The organism is Streptomyces sp. NPDC032745, from assembly GCF_055579465.1.
Map to the genome: position 1 here is coordinate 228,499 of NZ_JBVING010000011.1, position 20,629 is coordinate 249,127.

The following is a 20,629-nucleotide window of genomic DNA, read 5'->3' on the forward strand; positions in this document are numbered from 1 at the left end:
GACCGGCCCTGCGTCCGGGAGGCGCAGGTCAGCGGGCGGTCAGCGCCAGGGCGTGGTCGAAGGCCTGGAGGAGGCGGCCCGTCGTGGCGCGGTCCCGGACCGCCAGCCGCAGCCAGGAGTGGTCCAGGCCCGGGAAGGTGTCCCCGCGGCGGACCGCGAAGCCGAGGGCGCGCAGCCGGGTGCGGATCTCCATGGCCCCCGCCACCTGGATCAGGACGAACGGCCCCTCCGCGACCCCCGACACCGTGATCTCCTCGAACTCCGCAAGGCCCGCCAGCAGATGCGCCCGGTCCACCGCGATCTGCCGGGCCGCGGCCTCCGCCTCCGACAGCGCCGCCGCGGCCATACAGGCCTCTGCCGCCACCAGCGCCGGCGAAGACACCGGCCACAGCGGCTGCGCCGCCGCCAGCTTCGCGATCACGTCCGGCTCGGCCAGCACGTAGCCGATCCGCAGCCCCGCCAGCCCCCACGTCTTGGTCAGGCTCCGCAGCACCACCAGGCCCGGCACGTCCGTCCGCCCGGCCAGCGCCTCCCGCTCACCCGGGACCGCGTCCATGAACGCCTCGTCCACGACCAGGATCCGGCCCGGCCGGGCCAGCGCGGCCAGCACCGCCGCCGGGTGCAGGACCGACGTCGGGTTGGTCGGGTTGCCCACCACCACCAGGTCCGCGTCCTCGGGCACCGCCGCCGGGTCCAGCCGGAACCCGTCCGCCGCCCGCAGCACCACCCGCTCCACCGTGTGCCCCGCGTCGCGCAGGGCCGCCTCCGGCTCCGTGAACTGCGGGTGCACGACGACCGGTCGCTGCGCGCCCAGGGCCCGCGCGATCAGCACGAACGCCTCCGCGGCCCCCGCCGTCAACAGCACCCGATCGGCCGGCAGCCCGTGCCGAGCCGCCACCGCCGCGCGGGCCGACCGCCCGTCGGGGTATGCGGAGAGAACGTCGAGCGAAGCCGCGATGCGCTGCTTGAGCCACTCCGGCGGGGTGTGCGCCCGTACGTTCACTGCGAGGTCCACCAGCGCGCCGCCGTCGCCGCGTACCTCCGCGTCCCCGTGATGGCGCAGGTCATGGGCCTGCGCGGTGGCCACGGCGCAGGTCGCCGCGACCGAGCGCCGCTTCGGTACGAGCAGCTCCCCGCCGCCCGCGAGCGCCGCGGCCTCCGCCACCGAGGAAGTCCCGGCGGCGTCGCGCACCGTGTCGGAGGGGTGCGGTACGCAGATGCCCGCCAGCTCCTCGGCGGGATAGCTGAGCAGTGGTACGCCGAAACGTTCCGCCGCGCCCGTGATCCCGGCCTCGCCGGCCTTCGACTCCACCGTGGCCAGCGCCTTCACCGCCCCGGCGGTCAGCCCGGCCCCCCGCAGCGTCTCCTCGACCAGGGCGCAGACCTCCGCCACGGACACCCCCGCCCGTCCGCCGACCCCGACCACCAGCTGCGTCGCGTACTCGCCCACCGGGATCATGCCCCCTCCGTAGTCGTCAATGGTTCGTGGCCCGCCGCCCGCGCGCACACGTGCGCACGGGGCGAGGAGTCGGTATTCAGGGGCACATGGCCGTGATCGTGGCGTTGGGCGCGTTCCTGATGACCCTGGCGGGCGGATGGACGGCGCAGCGCGTCACCGACCGCCGCCACCTCGTGCTGGGCCTGGCCGGCGGGCTGATGCTCGGCGTCGTGGGACTCGACCTGCTGCCGGAATCGCTGCGCGCGGCGGGCCGCGAGGTGTTCGGCGTCCCGCTCGCGCTGCTGCTCTTCGTGGCCGGGTTCCTGATCGCGCACGTCGTGGAACGCCTGCTGGCGGTACGGCAGGCCGCGCACGGAGCCGAGAACGGGGGCCGCGTCCCCGAGGTCGGGCTGACGGCCGCCGCGGCGATGGTCGGCCACAGCTTCGCCGACGGAGTGGCCCTGGGCGCGGCCTTCCAGGTCGGCGGCGGGATGGGCGTGGCCGTGTCGCTGGCCGTCGTCACGCACGACTTCGCCGACGGGTTCAACACGTACACGCTCACCCGGCTGTACGGCAACGCCCGCCGCAAGGCCGTGCTGATGCTCTTCGCGGACGCGGTGGCCCCGGTTCTGGGCGCGGCGTCCACTTTGCTGTTCACCCTTCCGGAGGAACCGCTCGGGGCGTACCTCGGCTTCTTCGGCGGAGCCCTGCTGTACCTCGCGGCCGCCGAGATCCTGCCGGAGGCGCACCACAAGCACCCCGCCCTGTCCACGCTGATGTGCACGGTGGGCGGGGTGGCCGGGATCTGGCTGGTGGTGGGCCTCGCGGACTGAACTCACCTGGCCCGCGCCGCGGCTTCCGTGAACCGAAGGGCCACGGAGGGCTCCGCCGCCCAGTGCGTGTGCAGATAGCTGGCGTGCACACCCCCCTGTACGAAGCCCTCGACCCGGCGTTCGGGGTGCGTGAACCCCCAGGCGGGGGCGGCGCCGGCGCCGGGCTCGATCACGGTGCGGTGGAACTCGTGGCCGCGGAGCCGGGTGCCGGTGGCGGCGAGCGCGCTGTCCGACACCGCGACGGCCTCGCGGTAGCCGAGGGTCAGGCGCTCCGACATCCGCGCATCGGCGTCGAGGACCCCGCACATGGACTTGCCGTCCAGGGAGCGGGCCAGGTACAGCAGCCCGGCGCACTCGGCGGCGACGGGCCCGCCGTCCGCGGCGAAGGCCGCCACGGCCTTGCGCAGCGGCTCGTTCGCGGCGAGCTCGGGGGCGTACACCTCGGGGAACCCGCCGCCGATCACCAGGCCGGCGGTTCCGGGCGGGAGCGTCTCGTCCCGCAAGGGGTCGAAGGTGACCACTTCCGCCCCAGCGGCGGTGAGCAACTCCGTGTGCTCGGCGTAGGAAAACGTGAACGCCGGCCCGCCCGCAACGGCGATGACGGGTGCGGCGCCGCTGTCGGGGGCGCTGCCCCCGAACCCCCGCGCCTCGAACGCCGGCGGGGCTGAATTCTCCGGCGTTCGAGGACCGGGTCCGGGCAGAGCACGGTTTCGGGAAGGGGCGGGGCGGGGGAACAAGGCCTGTTCCGGTGACCAGGCTGCACAGGCCAGCGGCGGGGCCGTGCGGGCCAGGGCCATGAGGGCCTCCAGGTCGCAGCCCGCCCGGACCTGGTCCGCCAGGGCCGTGACCGAGGACAGCGCGTCGGCGCGCCGTTCGGCGACCGGCACCAGACCCAGGTGCCGCGACGGCGCAGCCACCTGCGGAGCCCGCCGCAGCACGCCGAGGACCGGCATCCCGGCCTCCTCCAGTGCCTCCCGCAGCATCACCTCGTGCCGGTCGGACCCGACCTTGTTCAGGATCACGCCCCCCAGCCGCACCTGCGGGTCGAACGATGCGAAGCCGTGCACCAGCGCAGCCACCGAGCGCGACTGCGACGACGCGTCGACGACCAGTACCACCGGCGCCTGCAGCAGCTTCGCGACCTGCGCCGTCGACGCCAGCTCACCCCGCCCCGCGGCCCCGTCGTACAGCCCCATCACGCCCTCGACGATGGCGAGATCGCACCCCGCAGCCCCGTGCGCGAACAGCGGAGCGACCAGCTCCGGCCCGCACATGAACGCGTCGAGGTTGCGCCCCGGCCGGCCCGTGGCCAGCGCGTGGTAGCCGGGGTCGATGTAGTCGGGCCCGGCCTTGTGCGGGGACACGGCGAGGCCGCGCTCCGAGAAGGCCGCCATCAGGCCCGTCGCGACCGTGGTCTTGCCGCTGCCGGACGACGGCGCGGCAACGACCAGGCGCGGAACGTGCAGAGATGTCACCACTCGATGCCCTTCTGGCCCTTCTGGCCGGCGTCCATCGGGTGCTTGACCTTGGTCATCTCCGTGACCAGGTCCGCGAACTCCAGCAGCTTCTCGGGTGCGTTGCGCCCCGTGATCACCACGTGCTGCGTACCGGGCCGGTTGCGCAGCACCTCGATGACCTCGTCGACGTCGATCCAGCCCCAGTGCATCGGGTACGCGAACTCGTCCAGCACGTACAGCTTGTGCGTCTCGGCGGCCAGGTCGCGCTTGACCTGCTCCCAGCCCTCCTTGGCCGCCTGCTCGTTGTCGAGCTGCGCGTCCCGCTGGACCCAGGACCAGCCCTCGCCCATCTTGTGCCAGACGACCGGGCCGCCCTCGCCGGAGGCGCCGAGCACCTTGAGCGCGTTCTCCTCGCCGACCTTCCACTTCGCCGACTTGACGAACTGGAACACCCCGATCGACCAGCCCTGGTTCCAGGCGCGCAGCGCCAGCCCGAAGGCCGCCGTCGACTTGCCCTTGCCCGGGCCGGTGTGGACGAAGACGAGCGGGCGGTTGCGGCGCTGGCGCGTCGTGAGTCCGTCGTCCGGAACGACGGTCGGCTGTCCCTGCGGCATTACGCGGCCCTCCTGGTGGTGTGGTGAGACGGGGAAGTCACTGCGGTACGTACGTTCTTCACGAGCCCTGCCAGCGAGTCGGCCCGCAGCCCGTCGAGCGTGACGGCGGGCCCGCCGAGGTCGGCGGCCAGTACACCGGCCAGCCCCAGCCGGACCGGCCCCGACTCGCAGTCCACGACCACCGAGGCGACGCCCTCGGCCTGGAGCAGCCGCGCGCTGCGGCCCGAGAGCTCGCGCGGGTCCCCGCCGACGGAACCGGCCGAGGTGGCCCGCCCGTCTGTGACGACCACGAGCAGCGGACGGCGGCTCGGGTCCCGCAACCGTTCGATGCGCAGCACCTCGTGGGCCTTGAGCAGGCCCGCGGCGAGCGGGGTGCGCCCGCCGGTCGGCAGCTGCTCGAGCCGGGCCGCGGCCGCGTCCACCGAGGAGGTGGGCGGCAGCGCCAGCTCGGCGGCGGCGCCGCGGAAGGTGATCAGGCCGACCTTGTCCCGGCGCTGGTAGGCGTCCAGCAGCAGCGAGAGCACCGCCCCCTTGACCGCACCCATGCGCTGCCGGGCGGCCATCGAGCCGGAGGCGTCGACGACGAAGAGGACCAGGTTGCCCTCGCGGCCCTCCCGGGTGGCCTGGCGCAGATCGTCCTTGCGGACGACGAGCCCGCGTCCGCTGCGCCCGCGCGCCTTCTGGTGCGGGGCGGCGGCCTGGATGGTCGCCGCGAGGTGCAGCTTGGTCAGGTGGCCGCGGGGGCGCTGGGCGCCGGTGGTCCGGCCGTGCGCGGTGCGGGCGCGCGAACGCCGCCCGGACGCGCCCTCGCCGAGGCCCGGCACGCTGAGCATCTTGGTCCGGAACGGCTCGGCGGCCCGTACGGCCGCCTGCTCCGGTGCGGCGCCGTCCCGGGAGGCGGGCTGCGGCTCCGGGGACTCCGGGGCGTCCGGGGCCGGCGGGGCCGGGTCGTCCTGAGCCTCGGAGGTCTCGGGAGCCTCGGGCTCGGGTGCGTCCGGTCCGCCCTGCGGGGGGACCCCGCCGCCTCCGCCGTCGGGGCCGCCGTCCTGCGGACCGCCGTCGTCCGGACCCCCGGGCTCGGGCTCCGGTTCCGGGTCGGGCTCGTCGTCCGGCTCCTCGTCGGGGAACCGGTCCAGGATCTCGTCGAGCTTGTCCTCGTCGAGGCCGGGTGCGTCGAAGGGGTTGCGGCGCCGGCGGTGGGGGAGCGCCAGCAGCGCGGCCTGCCGTACGTCCTCCTTGCGTACGTCGGTCCGCCCGGCCCAGGCGGCCAGCGCGGTCGCCGTACGGGCCATCACGATGTCGGCGCGCATGCCGTCGACCTCGAAGCCGGCGCAGGTCGCGGCGATCTGCAGCAGTGAGGCGTCGCCGAGGCGGACCTTCGGGAGCAGGGCCCGGGCGGCCACGACGCGGGCGCGGATGTCCTGCTCGTCACCGGACCAGCGGGACGCGAAGGCGGCCGGGTCGTCCTCGTACGCGAGCCGGCGGCGCACCACCTCGACGCGCTGCGCGGGCTCGCGGGAGGCCGCCACCTGAACGGTCAGCCCGAACCGGTCGAGGAGCTGCGGGCGGAGCTCGCCCTCCTCGGGGTTCATGGTGCCGACGAGCAGGAAGCGGGCGGCGTGGCGTACGGAGACGCCCTCGCGCTCGACGTACGAGGCGCCCATCGCGGCCGCGTCGAGGAGCAGGTCGATCAGGTGGTCGTGGAGGAGGTTGACCTCGTCGACGTACAGGATGCCGCGGTGTGCGTCGGCCAGCAGGCCGGGCTCGAAGGCCTTCACGCCTTCGGCGAGGGCCCGCTCGATGTCGAGGGCGCCGACGAGGCGGTCCTCGGAGGCGCCGACGGGCAGCTCGACCATGCGGGCGGGCCGGTCCTGGCCCGGGCCGGGCCCGTGCGGGCCGTCGGGGCAGGCCGGGTCGGGGGCGGCGGGAGCGCAGGAGAACCGGCAGCCGGGAACGACGTCCACCTGCGGCAGCAGCGCGGACAGCGCGCGGACGGCGGTGGACTTGGCGGTCCCCTTCTCGCCGCGGACCAGCACGCCGCCGACCGCTGGGCTCACGGCGTTGAGCAGGAGCGCCAGCCGCAGGTCGGTCTGGCCGACCACTGCGGTGAACGGGTAGGGCGTGCTCATGCGGTGCCTCTCTTTGTGCGGGTACGGGTCTGCGTGCGCGGGCTGGTGCGGGCGCGTGGTGCGTCGGCGGCGGGCCGGCAAGGGGCGTGCAGGGCATGGTCCACGGCCCGGCTGCGAGTCGCCGCTGCGCGGGCCGTCACGGCGCGCCCGGGGGGAGGAACGGGAGGCCCGGCGGGGCGCCGCCCTCGATCAGGCGCAGCAGGGCATCCGTGTCCGCGTGCTCGGCGATCAGATCGCCCAGCAGGTCCAGCTGCTCCTCCCGCAGGGAGGAGAAGGACGTGTCCGGCGCCGGGACGAAGCGGCGGCCCGAAGCCGTGGCCACCTCACGGAGAAACGCCCTGCGGAAGCCGTCCGACTCCAGCGAGCCGTGCCAGTGGGTGCCCCACACCGACCCGACCCGGCAGCCGTCCAGGAAGGCCTCGCCGCCGAGCACCTCGGCCACCCCGTGGTGGATCTCGTAGCCCGTCACCGGCTCGCCCAGCGCTACACCCTGCGGCCGCGCCAGGGTCTTCTCCCGCTCGAAGCGGATCCGTACGGGCAGCAGGCCGAGCCCGTCCACCGAGCCCGCCCTGGACTCGACCTCGTCCTCGATGTGCTCGCCGAGCACCTGGAAGCCGCCGCAGATGCCCAGCACCGGCCGCCCCTCGGCGGCCCGCCGCAGCAGCGCGTCCGCGAGCCCGCGTTCCCGCAGCCACTCCAGGGCCTTCACCGTGCCCCGGGTGCCGGGTACGACCACCAGGTCCGCGTCGGCCAGTTCCTCGGCCCGGTCCACGAACCGAACCACGACCCCCGGCTCCGCCGCGAGCGCGTCGACGTCCGTGAAGTTCGACATCAGCGGCACCGCGCACACCGCGACCCGCAGCACGTCCTCGCCCACCGGCGGCGCGACCACGGACTCGCGGACCGCCCCGCGCAGGGAGACCCGCAGGCCGTCCTCCTCGTCGATGCCGAGACCGTGCTGGAACGGCAGCACCCCGTACGTGGCCCGGCCGGTCAGGGAACGCAGCATCTCCATGCCCGGCTCCAGCAGCGACACGTCGCCGCGGAACTTGTTCACCATGTATCCGGCGATCAGCGACTGGTCCTGCGGCGACAGCAGCGCCGTCGTCCCGAAGAACGAGGCGAAGACCCCGCCCCGGTCGATGTCCCCGACCACGACCACCGGGAACCGCGCGGCCCGCGCGATGCCCATGTTCACGATGTCGGTCCGGCGCAGGTTGATCTCGGCCGGACTGCCCGCCCCCTCGCAGATCACGGCGTCATACGTGCCCCGCAGCTGCTCCAGGCAGTCCGTGACGACCCCGAGAAGCTGCTCCTGCCTGCCCCCGTGGTAGCCCCGGGCGCTCATCTCGCCCACCGGCTTGCCCAGCAGCACCACCTGGCTGCTGCGGTCGCTGCCGGGCTTGAGCAGCACCGGGTTCATCAGCGCCGTCGGCTCCACGCACGCCGCCTGCGCCTGCATCGCCTGCGCCCGCCCGATTTCGGCGCCCTCGCGCGTCACGAACGAGTTCAGCGACATGTTCTGCGCCTTGAACGGCGCCACCTTCACGCCCTGCCGGGCCAGCCAGCGGCAGATGCCCGCCGTGACCACGCTCTTGCCCGCGTCCGATGTCGTACCGGCGACGAGGAGTCCCCCGCCCAGCTTTCCGCCGCTCACGGGCGTCCCCTCCCAGCAACACGTGACACCGCACAGCGCAGTGCCACACACGTCCCCAGCGCCAGCCACGTCACCTGGCGTGACAGCCGCACCGCCCGTTCGATGTCCGCGACCTGCACCGGCCGCCCCGCCCCGCCGTTCAGCACGGCCCGGTGCTCGACCCGCCCCGCGTACGCCAGGGTGCCCCCCAGCCGTACGCCGAGCGCCCCGGCGAACGAGGCCTCCACCGGGCCGGCGTTCGGGCTCGGGTGCTTGGCGGCGTCCGCACGCCAGGCCCGTACGGCTCCCCGCCGGTCGGGTCCGGCCAGTACGGCGGCCAGGGCGGTCAGCCGGGCGCCCGGCCAGCCCGCGAGGTCGTCGAGCCGGGCCGAGGCCCAGCCGTAGCGCAGGTAGCGCGGCGACTTGTGCCCCACCATCGCGTCCAGGGTGTTCACGGCGCGGAAGGCCAGCAGCCCTGGGACACCGGCGGCGGCGCCCCACACCAGGGCCCCGACCACCGCGTCGGAGGTGTTCTCGGCGACCGACTCCACGACGGCGCGGGCCATCTGCTGCTCGTCCAGGGCCTGCGGGTCGCGCCCGCACAGGTGCGGCAGCCGCTCCCGGGCCACCTCGGCGTCCCCGGCGGCGAGCGCGCCGCCGATGGCGCGGGCCTCACGGCCCAGGGAGGTTCCGCCGACGACGGCCCAGGTGGCCGCTGCGGTCAGGGCGATACGGACGGCCGCGGGCCGGGAGCGCACGGCGCGGGCGCTCAGCGCGCCGACGGCGGCCGCGCCCCCGGCGCACACGAGGGTGTGGAGGAGGCCCCGGGCGCGGTCGTCGCGCCACAGGGCGCCTTCGACGGCGGCGGCTGCTCGTCCGAAGGCGGCCACGGGGTGCCCTCGGCGCGGATCACCGAGGATCCGGTCGCCGATCAGGCCCGCCGTGGCGCCGTACGCGAAGACGCGATCGGCACGCATGGTGGCAGGTATGTCCTCACTCAGGGTCCGCGCCCTGGTTCGACGTGTCCGGCGGTGGGAGTTCCTGGCTCCCGGGGCGCACGTGCCGCGTGCTCCCCGGTGACAGTGGCGGGACCGCGCCGGATTCGCACCGGACTTCCTCTCCATGCCGCCGTATTGGCTCGGGCAGTCCACCACGCACCGCGAAGGCCCGTCAACTCGCCGTTGACCTGCGGCGGGGCGGGTCACCACCCCGGGCCGCAGGTACGGGAAAGCTCCCCCCGGGAAGCCCGGAGGGAGCTTTCGTGCGCCGTGCCCGAATCGGTCAGCTGACGATCAGGTAGATGCCGTACGCCACGGCCGCCGCGACGAGCGCGAAGCAGGCGTACGCGCCGCTGCGGGCCAGGGTGGCGGTGCCGCCCTGCTCGGTGGCGGTCTCGTGCTTGGAGAGGCCCACCAGGCCCAGGGTGAACAGGGCCACGAGCGCGACGGTGGCGGAGAGGCTGACCCCGAAGACGGAGCCGAGTGCTGCCCAGTCGATCTTCATACTGCGGATTCCTCTGTCGTTCTCGGGGTCAGACCGCGGCGGCGGGGGCCGCCGGCGTGGTCGGGGCGGCCGCCGGGATGGTGGCCTTCAGCGCGTCGTCCGTGACCGCGGCGGTCGTACCGGCGGCGGCCTCGGCGGCCACGGTCGGCGGGACGGCGACGGCGGCCATGGCCGTGGTCACGACACCCGGCTCCTCGGCCGCGGCCGGCTGTGCGTCGTTGACGTTGCTGTGGTCGACGACCTGGCGGCGGGAGATGACCCAGATGGCGACGCAGGAGGCGACCAGGAAGAGCGCGACGGCGGCGACGCCGACGTCACCGGTGCGCATGACCAGCTCGGCACCGGAGGCGACGACGGCCGCGGCCGGCAGGGTCAGGCCCCACGCGATGAACATGCGGGTGGCGGTGGACCAGCGGACCACGCCGCCCTTGCGGCCCAGACCCGCACCCATGACGGCGCCGGAGCACGCGTGGGTGGTGGAGAGGGAGAAGCCGAGGGTGGAGGAGGCCAGGATGACGCTCGCGGCCGAGGTCTGGGCGGCGAAGCCCTGCTGCGGCTGGAGGTCGGTCAGGCCGCTGCCCATGGTGCGGATGATGCGCCAGCCGCCCAGGGAGGTGCCCAGGGCGATGGCCATGCCGGCGGAGACGATGACCCAGACCGGCGGGTTGGCGCCGGAGTCCAGGGCGCCGCCGGCGATGAGCGCCAGGGTGATGATGCCCATCGTCTTCTGCGCGTCGTTGGTGCCGTGCGCGAGGGAGACGAGACCGGCCGAGGCGATCTGCCCGGCGCGGTAGCCCTTGGTGGCGGTCTTGCCGCCGACCTTGCCGCCGAGCTTGTACGTGACCTTGGCGGCCAGCATCGAGGCCACACCGGCCACGATCGGCGCGGCGACCGCGGGGAGCAGCACCTTGCTGACGAGCGTGCCGCCGTTGACGGCGCCGAGGCCGGCGGAGGCGACGGCCGCGCCGACCAGGCCGCCCATCAGTGCGTGGGAGGAGCTGGAGGGGAGTCCGACCAGCCAGGTGACGAGATTCCAGAGGATCGCGCCGACCAGGGCGGCGAAGATCACTTCTGGCTGGATGCCCTCCTCGTTGACCAGGCCCTTGGAGATCGTCTTGGCGACCTCCACGGACATGAAAGCGCCGACGAGGTTGAGCACGGCGGACATGGCCACCGCCGTCTTGGGCTTGAGGGCGCCGGTCGAGATGGTGGTGGCCATCGCGTTGGCCGTGTCGTGGAAACCGTTCGTGAAGTCGAACACGAGAGCGGTGATGATCACGATCCCGAGGAGAAGCGTTATGTGCTCCATTTACCCAGGCTTCTGTTTGACGTCAGTGGCTCGGCGACCGTAGGCAACCTGAGTGAACGGAAGATGAACTGACGCGGGCGGAGCGGTGTACTGGCCCGTCGTGCCATCGGGACCTTCGTCCTGATTTTGCCGCTGATACCGCGATTAATGCACGTCAAAGCGGGGTGAACGAAAGGATCCGCGGACGATCAGAGGCCCCTGGACCCGCCCTCGAGGGGTCCTGGAAGAGACCTAGATCACTCCTCCGGCCGGCCCGCCGCGCCGCTGAACGATCCCTTCCCGGCCCCGCCCGGCGGTATGCGGAGCGTTCCGCTCAGGTGGCCCGCCCGGGCTCGCGCGCCGACACTGGAGCCGTGCGTACCGCCACAGCGACGGCCGCGGTCGTCGCCACCTCCCTCGTCGGTGCCGGCGCAGCCGCGGTCGCGGCCGGCCGGTACGCCGCCGACGCCGCCCTGCGGCACGAGCCCGGCCGCCCCCTGCCCGGCGAGCCGCGGCTCAGCGTCCACTCCGCCGGCTCCGGGCGGATCGTGCTGACCCGCTCGCTGGCCTCGCTGCGCCCCGGTACGTACGGACTCACCGCCCCCGGGGTGCACGCCGTGGTCGGGCCCGTCCTCGAGGGGGCCGCTCCCGGCCCGGACACGGTCGTACGCCGGCTCCTCGCCGTCACCCACGGCAGCCTCGAGCCCGGCACCCGGGTCGCCCTCACCCCCCAGGTCCACGCGGGCAACCCCCGCACCGCCCTCGGCCTCGAGCACGCCGACGTGGACATCCCCGGTGAGCTCGGCGGGCTGCCCGCCTGGTTCGTGCCCGCCGCCCGCGACACCTGGGTGATCACCGTCCACGGGCTCGGCACCGGCCGCGAGCACCCGATGGTGGTCATGCCCTTCCTGTACCGCCAGCGGATGCCCGTCCTCGACCTCGCCTACCGCGGCGACCTCGGCGCCCCCGCCTCACCGGACGGTCTCGGCCACCTCGGCGAGTCGGAATGGCGGGACGTGGACGCCGCCATCCGCTACGCCCTGCGCTACGGCGCCCGCCGGGTCGTCCTGCACGGCTGGTCCACCGGCGCCGCCATGGCCGTGTACGCCGCGGAGCGCTCGGCCCTCGCCGACCGGATCTCCGGGCTCGTGCTGGACTCGCCGGTGCTCGACTGGCACGCCACCCTGCGCGCGCTCGTCGCCGCCCGCCGCACCCCGGCCCCGCTGGTGCCGCTCGCGGTGCGGGCCGCCGAGGGGAGCGCCGGGCTGCGCGCCGACCGCCCGGGGCCCGGGGCGGACCCCGCGGCGCTGCGCGTCCCCGTCCTGGTCTTCCACGGCCCGGACGACACGCTCGCCCCCTGGGAGCCCTCCCGCCGGCTCGCCGCCGCCCGCCCCGACCTCGTCACCCTGAAGACCGTCCGCGAAGCCCCGCACGGGGCGATGTGGAACGCCGACCCGGCCGGATACGAGGAAGCCCTGAGGCGCTTTCTCACCCCTCTTATGTGAAGGCCGTGTGCCGGACGGGACAGGGAGGGTGCATTCTCCCCGTATGTCCCCCTGGCGACCGGCGATAATGGCTGGTTCCGTTTGGGCTTTCGGCCGGTGACGGGCGAGACTGCTTCCGTGACGTCCCGAAAGCCTGATGAGCAGTTGGCTCGCGACTCCAGACTCCGACTCGTCTCCCCGCGTTCCGTCGCCGCGGCCCGCAAGGCGGTGACCGACCGGCGCGCCCGTACCGCCTCCCGGCCCCCGGCGGGTACCCCGGCCACGGCCGAACTCGCGAACCGGGCCCGGGCCTCGCTCGCCGACGCCGTACGGCTCGCCCGCTGGGCCGAGCTCAACCTCGGCGCCGGTGACGGAGGCCGGCCCGCCCCGGCGGGAGCGCTGCCCGCCCCCGACGTGGAACGGGCCGCCGCTGAACTGAACCTGACACACGGGCAGATCCGGGTCGGCTGGGACCGCGCCCGGCTCGCCGGTCTCGTGGAAGTGCACGGCGGCCACGCCCGGCCCGGCTGGCGGCTGCGCGCCTGGGACCGCGACGACACCGCCGTACTGCGCGGCTGGGTCGCCCTGTTCGACGCCTGGTCACTGGTCCACCCGGCCCCCGCCGACATCGCGCCCGCGGTCGTCGCCGAGGTGGTCGAGGCGATGCCCCAACTGCTGTCCCTGCTCCAGCTGTCCGCCGGTCCCGTGACCGTGCCGGATCTGCTGGACCTGCTCGGCCAGCGGGTCACCGAACTGCGCGACGAGCGGTGCGAGGTCCCCTACGACGCCCCGCCGCGCGAGACTTCGCCCCCTGACGGGACGGCAGCCGCCGCCGACGCCGAGGCGTCCGGCCCCGAGGCGTCCGGCTCCGAGGCGACCGGCCCCGGGGCGGCGGCAGCGGTCGCGGAGGCCGCCACCGCTCACACGGCGCCCGTCCCGCTCGCCCGGCTGCTGCGCTGGGCGCTCGGCGGACTCGCCGCCGTCGACGCCGTCACCCTCGGCCCCGCCCAGGCCGCGCTCACCCCGCTCGGCAGCTGGGCCGTCTGGGTCAAGCTCGAGCAGATCTGCGTCGCCGCGCAGAGCCCCGCAGGGAACATCGAGCAGTCCGCCGCCGCGATGCTGCACGGCTGCGCCCGGCTCACCCCGGGACCGGCCCGCGCCGAGTACCAGGCCTGGCTCGCCGCCCGGCCCGTCGGCCATGCCGTCAGCGAGCTGCTGCACGCCGCCCGCGGCGAGGACGCCCTGCTGCGCGGCCTGGCCTTCGAGGCCCTGCGCGTGGTCGGCGCCCCGGCCGAACCCGAGGTGCGCGCCGCCGTCCGCGACGCCGCCCTGCGGCCCTACGCCCTGCTCTGGCTCGCCGAGCACGACGGGGTGGATCCCGACGAGGCCCAGGACGTGCTCACCGCCGAGGAGTCGACCTGGCTCTGGGTGGACACCGCGGCCGCCATCGCCGACCACGGGGAGGCCGACCTGCTGGCGCGCCACCTCGACTCGGCCGTCCGCACCACCGTCCCGCGGCTGCTGGACGAGGTCCGCGCGGTCGGCCATCCACGCACCGTCCAGGTCCTGGTCGCCCTGGCCGCCGCCCACCCGGACCCGGCCCTGGCCAAAGCGGTCCGCCGGGCCGCGTTCCAGGTCCACACCGGCGGCGCCTGAGCGGCCTCGGGGAAGGGGGGTGCGCCCACTTCCCCGAGGCCGCTCGGCTCCCGTAGGGGTACGTACGCAGGAACGCGCCGCGGGTCTCAGACCTGCGGCGCGTACGTCCCGAAGCTCCAGATGTTGCCCTCGGCGTCCCTGGCCATGTAGTCGCGGGACCCGTAGTCCTGGTCGGTGGGCTCCATCAGGATCTCCACGCCGTGCTCCTCGGCCCGCCGGTGGTGGGCGTCCACGTCGTCGACCACCACGTAGACCCCCACGGGACCGCCGCCCTCCATGGCCTTGTCGAAGACGCTGCCGGTGCCCTTGCTGCCCAGCATCACCAGGCCGTTGCCGTACGCCAGTTCCGCGTGCATCACCGAGCCGTCCTCGCCCTCGTACACCGCGACCTGGCTGAAGCCGAAGGCCTCGGTCAGCAGCTTGATGGCCGCCTTCGCGTCGCGGAAACGCAGCGTGGGACAGATGGACGGAACGCCTGCCATGACGACCACTCCCTCTCGTGACGGTGACCTGTGTCACAGCATGGCAGGCGCCGCCGACGGTCAGCGGAAGGTGTTGCACTGGGCCATGTCGCCCGTGCGGTAGCCCTGGTAGAACCACTGCTGGCGCTGCTGGGCGGAGCCGTGCGTCCAGGACTCCGGGGTCACCCGGCCCTGGAACTTCTCCTGGATCCGGTCGTCGCCGACCGCGGCCGCCGCGTCCAGGCCGTCCCTGATGTCCTGGTCGGTGAGGCGCGTGATCAGCGGGCGGCCCGTGGACTCGTCCGGGGTCCTCGTCGCGTTGTGCGCCCACACCCCGGCGTAGCAGTCGGCCTGCAGTTCGACCTTGACCGCGTTGCTGTTCGCGCCCGGCTGTCCGCCCTGGGCCTTCTGCAGGGTTCCGGTCAGGTTCTGGATGTGGTGCCCGTACTCGTGGGCGACGACGTAGGCCTGGGCGAACGGGCCGCCGCTCGCGCCGAACTTCGTCCTCAGGTCGTCGAAGAAGCCGAGGTCCAGGTAGACCCGCCGGTCGGCGGGGCAGTAGAAGGGGCCGACCGCCGAGGTGGCGGTCCCGCAGGCGGTGTTCACGCGGCCGGTGAAGAAGACCGTCGACGCAGGGGTGTACCGGCCGCCGCGCCGGGTGAACTCTTCCCTCCAGAAGTCCTGGGTGCTGTTGACGACCGCGACCAGCCGGCAGTCCTCCCGGGCGTTCGCGTCCCGCCCCTTCTTGCAGGACTGCTCCACCTGACTGACGGACGACGAGGTCGCCGCCGGCTCCGGGTTCCCCGAGGACAGCCCCAGTTCGTCCGGGCCCACGCCGAAGAGCAGCCCGAGGACCAGTGCGATGAGGCCCGCGATACCGCCGCCGATCGTCGCCCGCCCGCCCGGGATGCGGCTGCCACGTACGTCCTCGACCTCGGAAGTGTCCAGATCGGCGTCGTCGTCGAACTGCATCCCGCACCGCCCTCGATTCCACGTGGCCGCCCTGCGGCGAATATCACCCGGTCCATCCTGATACGTGCCCCGGCCCACCGGGGCGGTCCGTGGGCCGAACGGGGGACCGGGAACGGGGCCGGAAGGGGGACGGACGGGGGACGGGCGGGGCGTGCGTGAAGGGCCGGACGCCCCCATAACCAGTTGCACACCCCCGGTAGAATGAATCCCATGGCAAATCTCCTCGCGGATTAGCGGCGTCGAAGCATCGCGTCCTGCCCCCCTTCCGCCGTCCCCCCGCCCTGGAGTATTTCCGTGATCACCGCCACCGGCGTCGAGCTGCGCGCCGGCGCCCGCGTCCTCATCGAGTCCGCCTCGTTCCGTATCGCCAAGGGCGACCGCATCGGCCTGGTCGGCCGCAACGGAGCGGGCAAGACCACCCTCACCAAGTGCCTCGCCGGCGAGGGTCAGCCCGCCGCCGGCTCCATCACCCGCTCGGGCGAGGTCGGCTACCTCCCGCAGGACCCGCGCACCGGCGACCTGGACGTGCTCGCCCGTGACCGGATCCTGTCCGCCCGCGGCCTCGACGTCCTCATCAAGAAGATGCGGATGAACGAGGAGCGCATCGCCACCGGCGCCGGCGCCACCCGCGAGAAGGCGCTCAGGCAGTACGAGCGCCAGGAGACCGAGTTCCTGACCAAGGGCGGGTACGCCGCCGAGTCCGAGGCCGCGACCATCTCGGCCGCCCTCAGCCTCCCCGACCGGGTCCTCGGCCAGCCGCTGCACACCCTCTCGGGTGGTCAGCGCCGCCGCGTCGAGCTCGCCCGGATCCTCTTCTCGGACGCCGACACCCTGCTCCTCGACGAGCCCACCAACCACCTCGACGCCGACTCGATCGTCTGGCTGCGCGACTACCTGAAGAACTACCGCGGCGGCTTCGTCGTGATCTCCCACGACGTCGACCTGGTCGAGACCGTCGTCAACAAGGTCTTCTACCTGGATGCCAACCGCTCCCAGATCGACGTCTACAACATGGGCTGGAAGCTGTACCAGCAGCAGCGCGAGGCCGACGAGAAGCGCCGCAAGCGCGAGCGCCAGAACGCCGAGAAGAAGGCCGCGGCCCTGAACTCGCAGGCCGACAAGATGCGTGCCAAGGCGACCAAGACCGTCGCCGCGCAGAACATGGCCAAGCGCGCCGACCGGCTGCTCGCAGGCCTGGAGGCCGTCCGCGCCTCCGACAAGGTCGCCAAGCTCCGCTTCCCGGACCCGGCGCCCTGCGGCAAGACCCCGCTGACCGCCGAGGGCCTGTCGAAGTCGTACGGCTCGCTGGAGATCTTCACCGACGTCGACCTGGCCATCGACAAGGGCTCCCGCGTCGTCATCCTCGGCCTCAACGGCGCCGGCAAGACCACCCTGCTGCGCCTGCTCTCGGGCACCGAGAAGCCGGACACCGGCGAGGTCACCCCGGGCCACGGCCTCAAGCTCGGCTACTACGCCCAGGAGCACGAGACGCTCGACCCCGACCGCACGGTCCTCGAGAACATGCGCTCCGCCGCGCCCGACCTGGACCTGGTCGCCGTACGCAAGACCCTCGGCTCGTTCCTCTTCTCCGGCGACGACGTGGACAAGCCGGCCGGGGTCCTCTCCGGCGGCGAGAAGACCCGGCTGGCCCTTGCCACGCTGGTCGTCTCCTCGGCGAACGTGCTGCTGCTCGACGAGCCCACCAACAACCTCGACCCGGCCAGCCGCGAGGAGATCCTGGGCGCGCTGCGCACGTACAAGGGCGCGGTCATCCTCGTCACGCACGACGAGGGCGCGGTCGAGGCGCTGGAACCGGAGCGGATCATCCTGCTGCCCGACGGCGTCGAGGACCTGTGGGGCCCGGACTACCGGGACCTCGTCACCCTCGCCTGAGGTTCGCCGGGATGCCCGGCGGCTGCCCGGCGGGTTGATCCAGTTCCTTATGGATCATTCGGCTCAGGCGTGATCCATCATCTGAGTGAGACGGTCTCGTACCTCTGCGCTCTGTACGACGGCCCCGGCCGTGCCCGCCCGGGCATGCGGCCGGGGCCGTCGTTTTTCGGCGTCTGGCCCCTGACCTGGCGATTCCCGCCGAGGTCGGAGAAGTGTGACGCACGTCATGCAGCGGAAGAGAAGATTCCGTTCTGCTGATGTGTCCACTGGTCGAGAAATGCCGTCGTACCGACCTTGCTGAATGGGTGGCCAGGAAGCCGGGGAGGGGTGATCATGAGAAGTCCAGAGCGCACTTCCCATGAGGAGGCACGGGTGGCCGAGACTCTGAAGAAGGGCAGCCGGGTAACCGGCGCCGCGCGCGACAAGCTCGCGGCAGACCTGAAGAAGAAGTACGACTCCGGTGCGAGTATCCGGGCGCTGGCCGAGGAAACCGGCCGGTCCTACGGATTCGTCCACCGGATGCTCAGCGAGTCCGGAGTCGTGCTGCGTGGTCGCGGTGGCGCGACGCGTGGCAAGAAGGCGGCTTCGGCCTGACCCGAACCCTGGCCGTGAGGCCCGGGGCCGGGGTGGAAGACGCTTGCCTGCCCACACCGCGGTTCCTTCGGTGACCCCCGGTCGGCCCTGTGGCCGATCGGGTGGTTACTGTGCAGTCACTTAGGCCGGGATTGCGGCCGACTGCACACCGGAGGCACCAGATGGCTCTGCTCGACAAGGACGGCGTACGGCTCACCGTGGACGACTCGGTCGCCACGGTGACACTGACCAATCCGGCCAAGCGAAACGCTCAGTCCCCCGCGCTCTGGCGGGCGTTGACGGAGGCCGGAAGGTCGTTGCCGGGCACCGTCCGGGTCGTGGTGCTGCGCGGTGAGGGCAAGTCCTTCTCCGCCGGACTCGACCGGCAGGCGTTCACCCCCGAGGGTTTCGAGGGTGAGCCGTCCTTCCTCGATCTGGCGCGCGGTTCGGATGAACTGCTCGAATCGACCATCGCCGAGTACCAGGAGGCTTTCACCTGGTGGCGGCGCAACGACATCGTCTCCATCGCCGCCGTGCAGGGGCATGCGATCGGCGCCGGCTTCCAGCTCGCGCTGGCGTGTGACCTGCGGGTGGTCGCGGACGACGTGCAGTTCGCCATGCGCGAGACCAGCCTGGGCCTCGTGCCGGACCTGGCGGGCACGCAGCCGCTGACTTCCCTGGTGGGCTACGCCCGCGCGCTGGAGATCTGCGCGACGGGCCGCTTCGTGCATGCCGAGGAGGCGGAGCGGGTCGGGCTGGCCAACCTGGTCGTACCGGCCGATGAGCTGGACGCGGCGGTGCAGGACCTCACGACGGCGCTGCTGGCTCCGCCGCGGGATGCCGTGATCGAGACGAAGGCGCTGCTCCGCGAGGCGGTGTCCCGCCCGTACGACGACCAGCGCTCGGCGGAACGCGCCGCCCAGGCCCGCCGCCTCCGCGACCTGGCCGGCCTCTCGGACTGACCCCCGCCGCCTCCAACGCCGGCAGGCTGTTTTCAGCCCCGCCGGCGTTCGAGGTGCGGGTCCGGTCGGTCGAACTCCGGGGGACGGCGGAAGGGCGGGTGGCGGACAGCCCCGCGCAGCGGCCCGGCCCTCAGGGGATCAGGAGGGCCTTGCCCACAACCGTCCGGGCTTCGATGGCGCGGTGCGCCTCCGCGGCCTCCGCGAGCGGGAACCTCCGCGCGATCACCGGGCGGAGCCGCCCCGCCGCCGCTTCGGCCAGGGCATGGCCCGCCAGGCGGGTGATCTCCGCCGGCGGGAACTGGACCTCCGCGATCCCCCGCAGAGCGATCCCGCGCCGCTCCACCTCCGCCGGGTCCAGCTCCGTGAAGCCGCCGCTGGGGGCGCCGTGCGCCGAGACCCTCCCGCCGTCCCGGACCAGTCCGAAGCCGGCCAGGCCCAGCTCACCGCCGACCCCGTCCAGCAGGACGTCCACCGGACCGCCGACCGCCTCGGTCCAGCCCGGTTCCGTGTAGTCCACCGCCCGGTCCGCGCCCAGCTCCCGGACCAGCGCCAGCTTCTGCTCGCCCCGTGCCGCCCCCACCACGTACGCCCCCGCAGCCACCGCCATCTGCACCAGCAGCGTCCCCATCCCGCCCGCCGCGCCCAGGATCAGCACCCGGTCGCCCTGCCTGATCCCGACGCCCAGGGCGATGCCCGAGCCGGTCACCCCGTCGTGCGCCAGCGCCGCCGCCTCCGCCGATTCCAGCCCTTCCGGGACCGGGACCAGCAGTTCCACCGGGACCCGGACCAGTTCCGCGTACGTCCCCCTCGTACCCGGTGCGGCCACCACCCGGCGGCCCCGCCAGGCCGGGTCCACCCCCTCACCCACCGCGACGACCGTCCCCGCGGCCGCGCCGCCCGGCACGTAGGGCGGGTGGATGCCGAAGGACTCGCCCCAGCCCCCGCGGATCTGGGTCTCCACGTAGATCGTGTCCACGGCCTCGGCCCGGACCACCACCTCTCCCGCCCCCGGGACCGGGTCCGCCAGCTCGACCGGCACCAGGACCTCGGGACCGCCGTATCCGTCCACCCGTATCGCCCGCATGACATCCCCTCGTTCGCCGTTCCGCATTCGGCATTCGGAACGCGCCATGGCCTTTCGGCCTTGATCACTCACCCCACTCTCGGACCTCGACCGCAGTTGAGGTCAAGCAGCGGAGGGAATCCGGTCCCGGCCGACCGGCGTAGTCCCGGAGCGCCGCCGCGGCCGGGCGCTTACCGTGGTGCGGAGTGAGTCCATCCACGCGAAGGGACACGCGATGACCGAATCCACATCCGGGGGCGCCTCCCGCCAGCCGGCCGACCGCGGCCGTACCACCATTTCGGACGGGGTCGTCGAGAAGATCGCCGGGCTCGCGGCCCGCGAGGTGGTCGGTGTCCATGCCATGGGCAGCGGCAGCGGCCTCTCCCGTACCTTCGGTGCGGTCCGCGACCGCGTCCCCGGCGGGGCGAAGTCGTCCGCCACCCGCGGGGTCAAGGCCGAGGTCGGAGAGGTGCAGACGGCCCTCGACCTGGAGATCGTCGTGGACTACGGCGTATCGATCCGCGACGTGGCCCGGGCCGTCCGGGAGAACGTCATCTCGGCGGTCGAGCGGATGACGAGCCTGGAGGTCGTCGAGGTCAACATCGCGGTCAGCGACGTCAAGCTCCCCGACGAGCCCGACGAAGAGCCGGAGTCCCGACTCCAGTGA

18 protein-coding genes and 1 riboswitch are annotated in these 20,629 nt (G+C 73.7%); of the genes, 7 read left to right on the top strand and 11 right to left on the bottom strand.

The genetic code is table 11. The features are described 5' to 3' along the window. Window positions 1–28: 28 nt before the first annotated feature. Entirely contained in the window at window positions 29–1,459 is a 1,431-nt protein-coding gene (cobC, locus tag ACZ5WG_RS27420; RefSeq protein ID WP_468726575.1) for an Rv2231c family pyridoxal phosphate-dependent protein CobC, read from the bottom strand. A gap of 86 nt (window positions 1,460–1,545) precedes the next feature. Between cobC and ACZ5WG_RS27425 the strand changes: the two genes are divergently transcribed. Continuing rightward, complete coding sequence (locus tag ACZ5WG_RS27425) at window positions 1,546–2,271, top strand: ZIP family metal transporter (RefSeq protein ID WP_468726576.1); 726 nt, start codon at window positions 1,546–1,548, stop codon at window positions 2,269–2,271. A 2-nt stretch (window positions 2,272–2,273) separates the two neighbouring features. On the opposite strand, the gene ACZ5WG_RS27430 is transcribed toward ACZ5WG_RS27425, so the two are convergent. The 7 genes from ACZ5WG_RS27430 to ACZ5WG_RS27460 all read right to left on the bottom strand — a co-directional run bounded on the left by ACZ5WG_RS27430 (window position 2,274) and on the right by ACZ5WG_RS27460 (window position 10,919). Beyond that, window positions 2,274–3,749, bottom strand: a complete 1,476-nt coding sequence (locus ACZ5WG_RS27430) for a cobyrinate a,c-diamide synthase (RefSeq protein WP_468726577.1) — start codon at window positions 3,747–3,749, stop codon at window positions 2,274–2,276. Then, window positions 3,743–4,342, bottom strand: a complete 600-nt coding sequence (gene cobO / locus ACZ5WG_RS27435; RefSeq protein WP_266668262.1) for a cob(I)yrinic acid a,c-diamide adenosyltransferase — start codon at window positions 4,340–4,342, stop codon at window positions 3,743–3,745. Before cobO ends, ACZ5WG_RS27430 begins: the two co-directional genes overlap by 7 nt. After that, window positions 4,342–6,471, bottom strand: coding sequence for a putative cobaltochelatase (locus ACZ5WG_RS27440; protein ID WP_468726578.1), 2,130 nt, complete (start codon window positions 6,469–6,471; stop codon window positions 4,342–4,344). Before ACZ5WG_RS27440 ends, cobO begins: the two co-directional genes overlap by 1 nt. A 136-nt stretch (window positions 6,472–6,607) precedes the next feature. After that, window positions 6,608–8,113, bottom strand: a complete 1,506-nt coding sequence (locus tag ACZ5WG_RS27445) for a cobyric acid synthase (RefSeq protein WP_468726673.1) — start codon at window positions 8,111–8,113, stop codon at window positions 6,608–6,610. 11 nt (window positions 8,114–8,124) lie between these two features. After that, the gene (locus ACZ5WG_RS27450; RefSeq protein WP_468726579.1) at window positions 8,125–9,084 is read right to left on the bottom strand and encodes a cobalamin biosynthesis protein; all 960 of its coding nucleotides are present in this window, start codon (window positions 9,082–9,084) and stop codon (window positions 8,125–8,127) included. Window positions 9,085–9,123: 39 nt separating this feature from the next. Continuing rightward, window positions 9,124–9,274: riboswitch (cobalamin riboswitch) on the bottom strand. 114 nt (window positions 9,275–9,388) lie between these two features. After that, complete coding sequence (locus ACZ5WG_RS27455) at window positions 9,389–9,610, bottom strand: hypothetical protein (protein WP_266630466.1); 222 nt, start codon at window positions 9,608–9,610, stop codon at window positions 9,389–9,391. 28 nt (window positions 9,611–9,638) lie between these two features. Then, entirely contained in the window at window positions 9,639–10,919 is a 1,281-nt protein-coding gene (locus ACZ5WG_RS27460; RefSeq protein ID WP_468726580.1) for an inorganic phosphate transporter, read from the bottom strand. Between the two features lie 353 nt (window positions 10,920–11,272). On the opposite strand from ACZ5WG_RS27460, the gene ACZ5WG_RS27465 reads away from it, so the two are divergent. Both ACZ5WG_RS27465 and ACZ5WG_RS27470 read left to right on the top strand, forming a co-directional pair. Beyond that, the gene (locus ACZ5WG_RS27465; protein WP_468726581.1) at window positions 11,273–12,403 is read left to right on the top strand and encodes an alpha/beta hydrolase family protein; all 1,131 of its coding nucleotides are present in this window, start codon (window positions 11,273–11,275) and stop codon (window positions 12,401–12,403) included. A 117-nt stretch (window positions 12,404–12,520) separates the two neighbouring features. Continuing rightward, window positions 12,521–14,038: a hypothetical protein gene (locus ACZ5WG_RS27470; RefSeq protein WP_468726582.1), complete on the top strand. Its 1,518-nt coding sequence runs from the start codon at window positions 12,521–12,523 to the stop codon at window positions 14,036–14,038. A gap of 86 nt (window positions 14,039–14,124) precedes the next feature. On the opposite strand, the gene ACZ5WG_RS27475 is transcribed toward ACZ5WG_RS27470, so the two are convergent. Next, window positions 14,125–14,520, bottom strand: coding sequence for a VOC family protein (locus ACZ5WG_RS27475; RefSeq protein ID WP_468726583.1), 396 nt, complete (start codon window positions 14,518–14,520; stop codon window positions 14,125–14,127). 60 nt (window positions 14,521–14,580) lie between these two features. Beyond that, window positions 14,581–15,471 (bottom strand): KPN_02809 family neutral zinc metallopeptidase, encoded by an 891-nt coding sequence (gene ypfJ, locus ACZ5WG_RS27480; protein WP_468726585.1) that lies wholly within the window; start codon window positions 15,469–15,471, stop codon window positions 14,581–14,583. Window positions 15,472–15,765: 294 nt separating this feature from the next. Between ypfJ and ACZ5WG_RS27485 the strand changes: the two genes are divergently transcribed. From ACZ5WG_RS27485 to ACZ5WG_RS27495, 3 genes are all read left to right on the top strand, one after another. Beyond that, on the top strand, window positions 15,766–17,364 hold the full coding sequence (locus tag ACZ5WG_RS27485) for an ABC-F family ATP-binding cassette domain-containing protein (protein ID WP_468726586.1): 1,599 nt from the start codon (window positions 15,766–15,768) through the stop codon (window positions 17,362–17,364). 372 nt (window positions 17,365–17,736) lie between these two features. Then, the gene (locus tag ACZ5WG_RS27490) at window positions 17,737–17,958 is read left to right on the top strand and encodes a helix-turn-helix domain-containing protein (RefSeq protein ID WP_005319113.1); all 222 of its coding nucleotides are present in this window, start codon (window positions 17,737–17,739) and stop codon (window positions 17,956–17,958) included. Window positions 17,959–18,119: 161 nt separating this feature from the next. After that, window positions 18,120–18,899 carry an enoyl-CoA hydratase/isomerase family protein gene (locus ACZ5WG_RS27495; protein WP_468726588.1) on the top strand — a complete coding sequence of 260 codons (780 nt, stop codon included), beginning with the start codon at window positions 18,120–18,122 and terminating at the stop codon, window positions 18,897–18,899. A 130-nt stretch (window positions 18,900–19,029) separates the two neighbouring features. Here the strand turns inward: ACZ5WG_RS27495 and ACZ5WG_RS27500 are convergent, their stop codons facing one another. Continuing rightward, the gene (locus ACZ5WG_RS27500; protein WP_468726589.1) at window positions 19,030–19,983 is read right to left on the bottom strand and encodes a zinc-binding dehydrogenase; all 954 of its coding nucleotides are present in this window, start codon (window positions 19,981–19,983) and stop codon (window positions 19,030–19,032) included. Between the two features lie 214 nt (window positions 19,984–20,197). Between ACZ5WG_RS27500 and ACZ5WG_RS27505 the strand changes: the two genes are divergently transcribed. Beyond that, a complete protein-coding gene (locus tag ACZ5WG_RS27505; protein WP_365955073.1) occupies window positions 20,198–20,629 on the top strand; it encodes an Asp23/Gls24 family envelope stress response protein in 432 nt (143 codons plus the stop codon).